This window comes from Porphyromonas loveana, from assembly GCF_003096695.1.
Taxonomy (GTDB): Bacteria; Bacteroidota; Bacteroidia; order Bacteroidales; family Porphyromonadaceae; genus Porphyromonas; species Porphyromonas loveana.
The window spans coordinates 1-11635 of sequence record NZ_QEKY01000024.1 but is presented as its reverse complement, the minus strand read 5'-3'; the positions used below and the strand labels follow the sequence as shown (position 1 = coordinate 11635).

At 52.8% G+C, this 11635-nt stretch carries 11 protein-coding genes; 6 read left to right on the top strand and 5 right to left on the bottom strand.

Features of this window, described 5'->3' with window-relative positions; genetic code table 11:
• The first annotated feature begins 136 nt into the window (after nucleotides 1-136).
• The 5 genes from C7382_RS09600 to C7382_RS09585 all read left to right on the top strand — a co-directional run bounded on the left by C7382_RS09600 (nucleotide 137) and on the right by C7382_RS09585 (nucleotide 4659).
• Nucleotides 137-655 (top strand): hypothetical protein, encoded by a 519-nt coding sequence (locus tag C7382_RS09600; protein WP_116680059.1) that lies wholly within the window; start codon nucleotides 137-139, stop codon nucleotides 653-655.
• 161 nt (nucleotides 656-816) lie between these two features.
• A complete protein-coding gene (locus tag C7382_RS09595) occupies nucleotides 817-1341 on the top strand; it encodes a hypothetical protein (RefSeq protein ID WP_116680058.1) in 525 nt (174 codons plus the stop codon).
• A 126-nt stretch (nucleotides 1342-1467) separates the two neighbouring features.
• Entirely contained in the window at nucleotides 1468-1611 is a 144-nt protein-coding gene (locus C7382_RS10135) for a hypothetical protein (RefSeq protein ID WP_165815153.1), read from the top strand.
• A gap of 156 nt (nucleotides 1612-1767) precedes the next feature.
• Entirely contained in the window at nucleotides 1768-3813 is a 2046-nt protein-coding gene (metG, locus tag C7382_RS09590; protein WP_116680057.1) for a methionine--tRNA ligase, read from the top strand.
• A gap of 63 nt (nucleotides 3814-3876) precedes the next feature.
• The gene (locus C7382_RS09585) at nucleotides 3877-4659 is read left to right on the top strand and encodes a 3'-5' exonuclease (RefSeq protein ID WP_116680056.1); all 783 of its coding nucleotides are present in this window, start codon (nucleotides 3877-3879) and stop codon (nucleotides 4657-4659) included.
• 84 nt (nucleotides 4660-4743) lie between these two features.
• On the opposite strand, the gene C7382_RS09580 is transcribed toward C7382_RS09585, so the two are convergent.
• The 5 genes from C7382_RS09580 to ypfJ form a co-directional block, all read right to left on the bottom strand.
• Nucleotides 4744-5127, bottom strand: a complete 384-nt coding sequence (locus C7382_RS09580) for a MarR family winged helix-turn-helix transcriptional regulator (protein ID WP_116680055.1) — start codon at nucleotides 5125-5127, stop codon at nucleotides 4744-4746.
• A 45-nt stretch (nucleotides 5128-5172) separates the two neighbouring features.
• Nucleotides 5173-7614 (bottom strand): FAD-dependent oxidoreductase, encoded by a 2442-nt coding sequence (locus tag C7382_RS09575; RefSeq protein WP_116680054.1) that lies wholly within the window; start codon nucleotides 7612-7614, stop codon nucleotides 5173-5175.
• Between the two features lie 163 nt (nucleotides 7615-7777).
• The gene (locus tag C7382_RS09570) at nucleotides 7778-8800 is read right to left on the bottom strand and encodes a GNAT family N-acetyltransferase (protein ID WP_116680053.1); all 1023 of its coding nucleotides are present in this window, start codon (nucleotides 8798-8800) and stop codon (nucleotides 7778-7780) included.
• Nucleotides 8781-9704, bottom strand: a complete 924-nt coding sequence (locus C7382_RS09565) for a PG_1841 family phosphatidylglycerol lysyltransferase-like protein (RefSeq protein ID WP_116680052.1) — start codon at nucleotides 9702-9704, stop codon at nucleotides 8781-8783. The genes C7382_RS09570 and C7382_RS09565 overlap by 20 nt, the downstream gene beginning before the upstream one ends.
• A 90-nt stretch (nucleotides 9705-9794) precedes the next feature.
• Nucleotides 9795-10661, bottom strand: coding sequence for a KPN_02809 family neutral zinc metallopeptidase (ypfJ, locus tag C7382_RS09560; RefSeq protein WP_116680051.1), 867 nt, complete (start codon nucleotides 10659-10661; stop codon nucleotides 9795-9797).
• Between the two features lie 409 nt (nucleotides 10662-11070).
• On the opposite strand from ypfJ, the gene C7382_RS09555 reads away from it, so the two are divergent.
• The coding region (locus C7382_RS09555; RefSeq protein WP_243405707.1) for a LysM peptidoglycan-binding domain-containing protein at nucleotides 11071-11635 on the top strand (565 nt) is incomplete at its 3' end.

Genomic DNA, 11635 nt, shown 5'->3' with positions numbered 1-11635 from the left:
AACAAGCCGGAGGCAGCAGCCTTCGGCTTTGTTTTTACAGTCCTTTTTCGTTCGGCAGAAGAGAAACGGCGCCTTGTCGCATGGGTTTTTGGCCTATATTTGCCGCAGCATTCATCATAATCAAAAAGAAAAACGAATGAAAACATGGAAATTGGTAGCCATCTTTATGGCTCTCGTGAGCGTACTGACGTTCTCTTCTTGCAGTAGTGATGACGAACCTCGCTCCATAGAGAACACCCAATGGGAGAAAATATTTACTCCTGATGAGATTGCTGATGGCGACAATGCGAAAGGCAATTTCTTGCGAGACATCGACTGGGATAATTTGCCTGTCACAGGAGCTTCTATTAAGCTGGACTTCATCTCCAAAACCCAAGCCACATTCACAGTGAGAATCGTTTTGGGAGAGAAGTATTTTTCTCAAATCAAATATATCCTACCCTTCAACTACAATGCTACAACGGGTGCAGTAATGCTCAAATTCTCCGATCGCGAATCGTTAGTGATAGAACATAATTTACCCGACGGTGAAGAAATTGAATTTGCTCAGTTCGTCAACTCATTGGGACAGGTGGACTGGGACAAGAATACGCTCTCGCTCACGCTTGTTGATGCAGAGACGTACACACTCCCTGTTGTCCTTACAAAGAAGTAATCCCATACTCCTTTTTTCAGTATTAGACAAGCCGGAGGCAGCAGCCTTCGGCTTTGTTTTTACAGTCCTTTTTCGTTCGGCAGAAGAGAAACGGCGCCTTGTCGCATGGGTTTTTGGCCTATATTTGCCGCAGCATTCATCATAATCAAAAAGAAAAACGAATGAAAACATGGAAATTGGCAGCCATCTTTATGGCTCTCGTGAGCGTACTGACGCTCTCTTCTTGCGGTAGTGACGATGAACCTCGCTGTGTAGCGAATACCCAATGGGAAAAAGTATTCAATCCTGCTGAGTATGAAGCATGGAATAAAGGGAGCGACTTCAAGTTCCGTGACTTCGATTTGGAAGAAGCGATTCTTACAGAAGCTTCTATAAAGCTGGATTTTATCTCCAAGACGCAAGCCACGTTCATACACAAAGAAGCCTATGAAGGGGGATATTTCGTCCAAATCAAATATCTTATTCCCTTCGACTACAATACTACGACGGGTGCGGTAATGCTCAAATTCTCTGATCGCGAATCGTTAGCGATAGAACATAACTTACCCGACGGTGCCGATCAAGGTATTGATCCTGTACTTTACGTCAACTCATTGGGACAGGTAGATTGGGACAAGAACACGCTCTCGCTCACGCTTGTCGATGAAGAAGTGGGCACACACCCCGTTATCCTTACAAAGAAGTAAATCCACATACTATTTTCAGCATAAGACAAGCCGGAGGCAACAGCCTTCGGCTTTGTTTTTATTCCGGACTTACAACTCTGAAAGCCGAACGTCAGTGCAGATCAATGCGCCAAAAAACGGACAAATATGGCGCCAAATTCTCGAGCAAAGAGGCACATAATTCTTTTTGAAAACGCGCCATTTTTCGAGAAAAAACGCGCCATTTCAAAAATAAAATGGCGCAACATTCCGACGCAAAAAGGCGTGAAAAATCGTCGTTTTCCGCCGTGAAAAAATGTGCCCGACAGTCCACTTCCATCCATTCGACAGACAAGATCCCACAGTTAATTACACAAGACAACGACGGAGAATACCTACAGCCCGCACGGTGGCGGTAGTCAAATCACTATCTTTGCAGCTATCGGACAAAAATAGAACTATCGGACAATGAAGGATCAACAATTCAAGCGTACTCTGATCACGACAGCCCTACCCTACGCCAACGGGCCTGTACACATCGGACACCTCGCCGGCGTTTACGTCCCGGCTGACATATATGCCCGCTACCTGCGACTGCGCGGCCGCGACTGCCTCCTCATCGGCGGTTCGGACGAGCACGGCGTACCCATCGCTCTCAAGGCCAAAGCCGAGGGATGCTCCCCGCAGGAAGTGGTAGATCGTTACCACAATATCATCAAGAAGTCGTTCGAAGGACTGGGAATCTCTTTCGACATCTACTCACGCACCACAAGCGAAATGCACCGACAGACGGCGAGCGAATTCTTCCGCAAGCTGTACGAGAAGGGTGAGTTTGTCGAGCAGACGAGTGAGCAGTACTACGACGAGGAGGCCAAACAGTTCCTCGCCGATCGCTATATCACAGGCACTTGCCCGCACTGTAGCAACGAGCGTGCTTACGGCGACCAGTGTGAAGCCTGCGGCACATCGCTCAACGCCACCGACCTCATCAACCCCCGAAGTGCCATCTCGGGCAGTGCGCCGGTGCTGCGCGAGACCAAGCATTGGTACCTGCCACTGGACAAGCACGAAGCCTTCCTGAAGGAGTGGATACTCGAAGGACACAAGGAGTGGAAGAGCAACGTCTATGGACAGTGCAAGAGCTGGCTGGACATGGGGCTCCAACCGCGTGCCGTGAGCCGCGACCTCGACTGGGGTATCCCCGTACCCGTGGAAGGTGCCGAAGGCAAAGTGCTGTACGTCTGGTTCGATGCTCCCATCGGCTACATCTCCAACACGAAGGAGCTATGCCCCGAGACGTGGGAGACGTGGTGGAAGTCCGAGGACACTCGACTCCTCCACTTCATCGGCAAGGACAATATCGTATTCCACTGTATCGTCTTCCCCGCCATGCTTCGTGCCGAGGGTTCGTTCATCCTGCCGGAAAATGTCCCCGCCAACGAATTTCTCAATCTGGAGGGAGATAAAATTTCGACGAGCCGCAACTGGGCCGTATGGCTGCATGAATATCTGGAAGAGTTCCCGGGCAAGCAGGACGTGTTGCGCTACGTGCTCACGGCCAACGCTCCGGAAACGAAGGACAACGACTTCACATGGCGCGACTTCCAAGCCCGCAACAACAACGAATTAGTAGCCATCTTCGGCAACTTTGTGAACCGCGCTTTGGTGCTCACGCACAAGTATTTCGAGGGTGTAGTGCCGTCCAGGGGCGAACTCACGGACTACGACCGACAGACGATAGAGGAATTTGCAGCCGTGAAGGCTACATTGGAGCATCAACTCGAGACCTTCCATTTCCGCGAAGCCCTCAAAGAAGCGATGAATCTGGCTCGCATCGGCAATAAATATCTGGCTGATACCGAGCCGTGGAAGCTCGCCAAGACGGATATGCCGCGCGTGGCCTCCATCCTCAATCTCGCCCTGCAGATCACGGCCAATCTGGCCATCGCTTTCGAGCCGTTCCTGCCTTTCTCCGCCACCAAGCTCATGGCCATGCTGTCCGTGGAGGCTCCGTTCGGTTGGGATCGCCTCGGCAGCACGGATCTTCTGCCCGAAGGGCACCGACTCGGCACGCCGGAACTCCTCTTCGAGAAGCTGGAGGACAACGTCATCGAAGCCCAGATACAGAAACTACAGGCGACCAAGAAGGCCAACGAGCAAGCCGCACATCGCGCAGAACCGATAGCCGCTCCCATCGATTTCGAGGACTTCCTCAAGCTGGATATCCGCGTCGGCACGGTGTTGGAGTGCGAGAAGGTGCCCAAGGCCGACAAGCTCCTGCGCTTCCGCATAGACGATGGTCTGGGCGGCCGCACCATCGTCTCGGGCATTGCCAAGCATTATCAGCCCGAAGAACTGGTGGGCAAGCAAGTATGCTTCATAGCCAATCTGCCGCCGCGTAAGCTCAAAGGGATTGATTCCGAAGGCATGATCCTCTCAGCAGAGGGTGCCGACGGTGCGCTCAAGGTGGTGATGCCAAGTGCAGATGTAGCTCCGGGTAGTCAGGTGAAGTAAGATGTTGGAAGCTGTGGCGGGCGATACGGCTGCGTATCTCCCGCCACAACCTTTGTCGCGACGATGGTTCTCTGGATGGCTGTCACCCTGCTTGTGCTGATAGCAGGGATGGCTTTTATGGCACTATGGAAGCCTAAGGATCCTTGGGAGGCGAGAGATCTCCCTGCCGAAGGCTCCGATCCGCAGTTTCGCCGGAGGGGCATCATCGACACGGATGCCTCCTCGCTTGTCGCTCCCATACCAGCAGCAGCAGACAGTCGCCCCTGCTATCTTGTTATCGACACCGAGACAACGGGACTTCCGGCCGACGAAGTGCTGTTCGTCGCAGGAGACGATGCACCGGCTCCGGTAAGTATCGGTTGGCAGGTGCTGGACTTTCGTTTCAGATGTATGGAGGAGCAAGTCTTCTATCTGCACACGGACGAACCTGTCGATGCCGCTGCCGCTGCACTGCATGGCATAAGCGATGCTGCCAAGGGAGGACAAGAGCCGAGAGAGGTGTACGCACAACTCCTGCGCGCTGCGAGCGGCACGAAGGTGTTGGCGGCACACAACTTGGCCTTCCACCGCGCCGTTCTCGCTTACGATATGAGACGATGGGGCATTGATCCCGCACCATTGTTTTTTCCGGATGAGTATTGCACGATGCAGGCAGGCGTGGATCACACGCATCTGTACAGCTCTTCCGGTGCGTGGAAGCTGCCACGGCTGACGGAGTTGTTCGGCGTGCTCTACTTCGGTATGCCGGGTATCCGCACGACTTATCGGGAGAAAGCTCGTCACGACATACGGCTCGTAGCAGCCTGTCTGCGACGAATGAACCCCACGACTCCCTCCCTCGATTGATAAGGAGACCAAACAAATAAAGGGCAAAGAGCTGTGCGGCTCTTTGCCCTTTACTCATTAGTCGGCGACAATGTGCCGCCCGTGTCAGTGAGAATCAGTCTTATTCGAGACAGAATCGAACAGCGGGCGGATGAAGTCCGGCACGTTGAGTTGCAAGGCCTTGAACATCTTCAATTGTTGCTTGCCCTCATCCGTCAGATTAAAGTAGATCTTCCTCTTATCATCATGCCCCAAGTGTCGCTCCACCCACCCCTTGTCTTCGGCAGCGGAGAGGAGCTTGGAGTTTTGTGCAGGGAGTATTCCTATCTGCACAGCTATCTCAGAAGCGGAAAGAGAGTTGTCGGAGAGCACGCAGAGAAGCATCGCCTGATTGAGATCACATCCCGAGGACTCCATGAGATCGGACTCCAGTTCGCGGATGGAAACAATCAGTTTCCTGAGCAGACAGATACATTTTTCATTTTCCATTGGTGGGAGGCCATAGGCCGTTTTAAACAATTTTGATCCACAAATTTAGATGAATAGATTGACGTTCGCGTGGTCTGCTCTATTCATATAGGTGGCTACGCCGCCGATCGTCACTTCGTCGAGGAGCTCTTCGCGGCCGATTCCCATCACATCCATGGACATTTGGCAGGCGATGAACTCCACTCCGTTCTCCAAAGCCTGCGCACGCATACTCTCCAGTGAGTCCACTTGTCTCACTTCCATCACCTTGCGCATCATCTTGGGGCCCATGCCGAGCATATTCATCTTGGAAAGTCCGAGACCCTTGCTGCTCTTGGGCAACATCATACCGAACATCTTTCCCCAAATATCCTTCCGTACGCTACCGGGATTCTCCTTCTTGATGGCATTCAAACCCCAGAAGGTGAAGAAAATTGTCACCTTCTCTCCCGTTGCAGCTGCTCCGTTGGCCAGGACGAATGTAGCCAAGGCCTTGTCGAGATCATCGCTGAAGAGAATAAATGTCTTGCCCTTGGACGGTGTCTCATTCACGCAAGTACCTTCTTCTTTGCAGGCGGTCTTCTCTATCGTGACGATGTACTTTCCACCCTGAGACTCCTGAGCGATGAGTTTGTGACCCGTCGTCTCGCACCAAGCTTCGGCATCACGAGCAAAACCGGGGTCCGTAGCCAAAATGCGAAGCTGCTCACCTGCGGCCACTTCGTCGATAGAATGTTTGAGTTTGAGGATCGGTCCCGGACAAGACATCCCGCAAGCATCGACTTCGATAGCTGCATCCGACACCTTAGCTACGCTCTTTCGTGCAGTCGGCGCAACCGCTTCTTTCGCTTTGGTACAGTAATCTCCCGTCACGACGGAGTACAAACGATAACCGCCGATTAGGTTACGCACGTCTTCAAATCCGTTCTGTCGCAGGATATTGGACGACAAATATCCGCGCTGTCCCACCGCACAATAGATATAAACAGGTTTATCGCGTGGGATTTCATCCAGCCGCTGACGAATTTCTTCCAGCGGAATGTTCATTGCCCCACGAATGTGTTCTACCTCATATGCATCCTCGGGACGCACATCGAGGAGCGTCACTTGGGAAGGATCGGCTTCCATCATTTCTCGCCAATAGAGGGGATTCATTCTGCCGTTGATGATGTTTTCCGCCACGTAGCCCGCAAGAGCTACGGGATCTTTGGCCGAAGAGAAAGGCGGAGCGTACGCTTGCTCTGTCTCCATCAGATCGAAAATGGTACCCTTATGCTTGATAATCTGTGCGATGGAGTCTATTCGTTTGTCCACACCGGCTATACCCACACACTGCGCACCGTACAGTTGTCCTGTCACAGGGTGAAAAACTATCTTGAGCGTTAGGGGGAATGCATCGGGATAATAGCCGGCATGACTATTGGGTTGGACTGTCGCCGTGCGATAAGGCAGCCCATCACGTTTGACAGTTTTGGCCGCCAGTCCCGTAGAAGCGACTGTCAGGTCAAAAACTTTCGCGATAGCCGTTCCGATGGCACCCTCATAAGGACGCATCTGCACGCCGTGCATATTGTCCGCCGCCAGACGCGCCTGACGATTGGCAGGCCCCGCCAAATAATTGAGCCAGGGTGTCGCCGTGAATGGATGTGGGTATTCGATGGCATCACCTACGGCATAAATGGAAGGATCAGAGGTCTGTAAGTATTCGTTTACCTTGATGCCGCGTGTCGCACCTACAGCCAAATCGGCGTTGGCCGCCAGCGCAGAATTGGGGCGAACACCCACCGACATCAACACCAAATCAGCCACAATCTGCTCTCCCGAATCGAGAGAAACAGACAGTCCCTGCCTCTCCTGCTGAATGCCCTTGACAGCTTTCTTCAGATAGAGACCGATACCCTTCTGTTGCAGATGGGCATGGACGATCTGCGCCAGAGAGAAATCCACGGGAGTCATCACCTGTGGCGCAAACTCTACTACACTCACGGCTATCCCTCTGTGGTGCAGATTCTCGGCCATCTCCAGACCGATAAATCCTCCACCTACGACGACGGCGTGCTTGATCGTGTTCCGATCTATGTATTCTTTGATGGCGTCCGTATCTTCTACATTGCGCATCGTGAACACGCCTTGGGCGTCAACACCGGGCAGGGGTGGGATGATCGGAAACGCACCAGGGGACAACAAGAGCTTGTCGTACGCCTCACTATATTCTCGACCTCCTGCATCACGAACACGAACTTCCTTCCGTGAGCGATCGATACTCAGGACTTCGTTCTGCACACGCACGTCCACATCGAACAGCCCTCCGAACGACTCCGGCGTCTGGACGAAGAGTTTTTCTCTTTCTTCTATCACTCCTCCTATATAATAAGGGAGTCCACAATTGGCATACGATATGTGACGTCCTTTCTCAAAGAGGATGATCTCCGCCTTCTCGTCCAGCCGTCTCAATCTTGCTGCGGCGGTAGCGCCACCGGCAACTCCACCCACGATAATGTACTTCATACTGTATTGTTTTTTGCTTTGTAATTATTTTCTGCCACAAACATACATATAATTTCTCAAGGAAAATATATCTTGCAAAAACCTTTTGGTGCCAAAATAAAAAACTCCCCGACCAACGGGGAGCAAAAATATAGGTGAAACTATCTCTGAAAGGGGACTACAGTCAGTCCAACATCAGGAATAAGGCTGAGGGAAAAGGGGTGAAAAATTCTGAGACCAGAGAGGACGGAGAATAATGCCGGAGGCGAATAGTATCGGCTTCTTGCACCTCAGACGAGAAAGAGACCCCTCCGTCCGCAATGCGATACACACCATTATTCTGCGGAAAACGTTCATCAATGTACACAAACTCGTGGAGAACAGTCTTGTTCTTTCGCGCAAAAACTTCCAACACGGGCAGCAAACGCAAGATGCGCAGCATACCATAAGGAGCAGCATCCGAATGAACCAGAATAGAAGCTAACTCCCAATCACCATCGGTCAAGAGGTAATCCGTCAATAAAGCTGTCGCGGGCTCTTCTCCCACAAGCATCTTAATGTCAAGCGCATCCGCCGTAGGGACGTAGTAAGCTTCGGCCACAGGCTGCCCGTTCACGTCGCGTAATGTCGCCACTCCTCCGCCGGCGAGGGACAAATCGGCACAGACCGTCTGCCACTGACTGTGCGAATGAAGCACGCCACAGGATGTAAGCGACACTTCTGCGGCTCGGAAGAAATCATAATCCCCCTGCCCCTTCGTACAAGTGTAACCGGCAGGAAGAGCGCCGTCTCCTGCATGACGGTGGCGCATCACGCGCTCTCGACCGAAAGCAGGAGCATAATCACCCGTGCGAGTATAGTAGTCGTACAGCCAGCTCTCGGCAGGAATAAGGAAGCTGCACACATCGCCACGCTCATACATAGTCCTGAGAGCATCGCGCATCAGTGTGCGCATGAGCCCTCCACTACGATAGTCGGGATGGGTGCAGGCACCGGATATATAGCCGGCAGGGATGGAATCGCCGAATAAGTGCAGGCGATAGGGCAGCATCTGGACGTGCGCAACCGGCTTACCCGTCGCATCATAGCGCAACAAGGTGTCCTCCTCGCGGAAAACCTCCCGAAAGTAGAGTGAAATGAATGGCTCCGGATCGCCGAAACAGATACGCCACAGTTCGGCGGCTGCGTCACGCTTGGTCTGAGACATGGTCGCGACGTAGGATAGCCGTTTGCTTGGGCAAGATAATAGCGGGACGATAGGAAAGTTTGGCCTGTCGCAAGCCCGGCAGACCGAGGTCTTCCTCGCGATTGACGTAGCGGTAGCTCTCCGGTATCGAGCGGGCATACTCCCGATTGATCATCGTGAAAGCTCCCTCGACAGAGGCGTCGGCCTTCTCAATATGAACACCGTAAGTCGTGGCATTGATGGGCGAACCCAGACAAAAAGCCACCACTCGACCTTCCACGCGTAGCACACCGCCCGTGAGCCCCAACTCCTCTCGATGGCGGAAGGCACGCTCCACCATCGCGACCTCACTGTCGCGACCGTCTTCGTCGCCGCGGCTGTCCAGCCACAAATGGGTGAGACTCAGACACTCCTCCACATCGGATTGTTCCATGGGAGCATAGCTATAGTCGGGATAGAGGGAGAGGAATTTATTGATATGATTGCGCTTGGCCTGCAGTTTCTTACCCGATAGAGAGGCCAGACTCTCACGCTCATATATATAGTCGCAGTAGGCCTCGTCCTCAATAAAGTGGTACTCTGCCGTGCAATGCTCTTCAATACAAGCGCGCACACCGGGAGTCACCCCCATGAAAACAAGCGGGTATTCCTCAGGCACCACCTGATCCTTGAGACGATAGGCAGCTGCCACCACTTTGTCAAGCTCGGCACCCACGGGGAAGAGATAGACAGGATGGTTTCGCGTCTTGGGACGGAAACGCACGATGAGGCAGTCCTCCACGACAGCCCATGAGGTGCCATAGAGATAACTCCAGCAATAGAGGTTGGAAAAAGCCAGATCGCATATCTGCGCTCCAGCAGAGAAAGTAATAGCCGTTATAGCCTCTCTGTCGGACGGCTGAACGGGTTTGAAGTCAATGTTCATTGTCATAAACCCTGTCTTCGTCGGCATGTAAAGCGGACAAATCGGGACACAAATGAAACAGAGCGACCACGAAAAAAGTTCTTCCCTCCCTTATTTCAGCTCGGCAAAGGTGTCGCCTCGAGAGAAGTCGCCCGTGTCAAAACCGCGCTTGAACCAGTACATCCGCTGCTCGGACGAACCATGCGTGAAGGCATCCGGCACCACATAGCCCTGCGACTGCTTCTGCAATGTATCGTCGCCGATAGCTTCGGCTGCGCGGATGGCAGACTCCAAGTCGCCCTCTTCCAGAGCGATGATGCCCATCTTCTGCGCATAGTTGGCCCAAAGTCCGGCATAGAAGTCGGCCTGCAGCTCCAACTTCACTTGTAATTTATTGTATTCCACTTCACTCACTCGCCCGCGCATCGACTGCACACGGCTGAGCGTACCCAGCAGATGCTGCACGTGGTGACCCACCTCATGCGCCGTCACATAGGCCATGGCGAGGTCGCCCGGCGCCTTGAATCGGTTGGCCAGTTCGTGGAAAAAGCTCAAGTCGATATACACCTTCTCGTCGGCAGGACAATAGAATGGCCCCGTTGCCGACGTAGCTCCGCCGCACCCGCTGAGCGTTTCGTCCGTAAAGGTGACAAAAGTGGGGTTCTTATAGGTGCGTTTCAGCTCACGACTAAAGATGTCGGTCCAGACTTCGTTACAACTATTGAATACGCGAAGCGAGAATACCTTCAGGTCCTCGTTCTCTCTGGCCGCAGTCGGATCCGTGACCACCTCCTGTTGTCCCTGCGAGGGGAGCACTTGATCGGCTATTTGCAGGAAAGAACTCGGATCTTTGCCCAGCAGAACGGCAATGACGATGATGACTATGGAGATAATACCTCCACCGGCGGCACGCTTAACACGTTTGCCACGACGATCCTCGTAGTTCGATTGATCGTCATTTCCCCTAATCCATCTCATAAAGACTTCTATTAAATTAGTATGCCGGCATACAGAGTTCCGGCGTTATTATGGCTCTAAAGTAAGAAAAAAGGCGGGTACGCACAGAAGTCATTTGGATATTTTATAGAAAGGACACGTGCAAAGGCTCCCACGCACAGCCGAAAGACCTCGCCATGACGCGCATAAATCCAGCCGAACATGGCGCCAAAAGCGGTGAAAATCATGCGTCATTTTCTTTTTGTTTTGGCGCATATTTTTTCGCGATTACGCGCCATTTCCCCAAAAATTATGCGCGAGAATGCGCGTTTTTTAGGCGCGAGTCTCCGCTTCTTTTGGGCGCATAATTCCGTTTTTTCGCGTCAAAAGTCGCAGAATCTTGTGTGCAGAATCCTTATTATTACCTTTGCCCACATATCTCACTCATAAGATGAGGGAAGTTATTATGACTCACAATATGTATTGGAAGAGGATTCTTTCCGTGATAATAATCGGCTTGGGACTAACGTTCGTGCAGCCCGCAACTGCTCAAACACGCAACCGGACCAAGGTACATACAGTCCAAGCCAAGGAGACTGTGTACAGCCTGGCGCGCCAATATGGGCTCACAGAAGAAGACATCTATACCCTTAACCCCTCGGCCAAAGGGGGGATTAAAGAGGGGCAGACGCTGCTCATTCCGGCCAAATCGGTCAGCGCAGCAACGCCCCATGCGGCACCGCCTGGTGGCGAGCATGTGATCCAGCCGCAGGAGACTCTCTTCTCTGTGAGCAGAAAATACGGGCTGAGCGAGCTGGCACTGCTCAAAGCCAATCCCGGAATCACGGCGGCCAACTTCCCCGCAGGCTACAGACTACACATCCCGCGTGGCGAATCGGCTCCTGTCGCTACCGCTCCCTCCGTGCAGACCGGCAAGGCAATCGAAGTGGGGTTGATGCTACCGCTCTCGGGTAATATACAGCGTTACGTGGAGTTCTACGAGGGGATGCTGATGG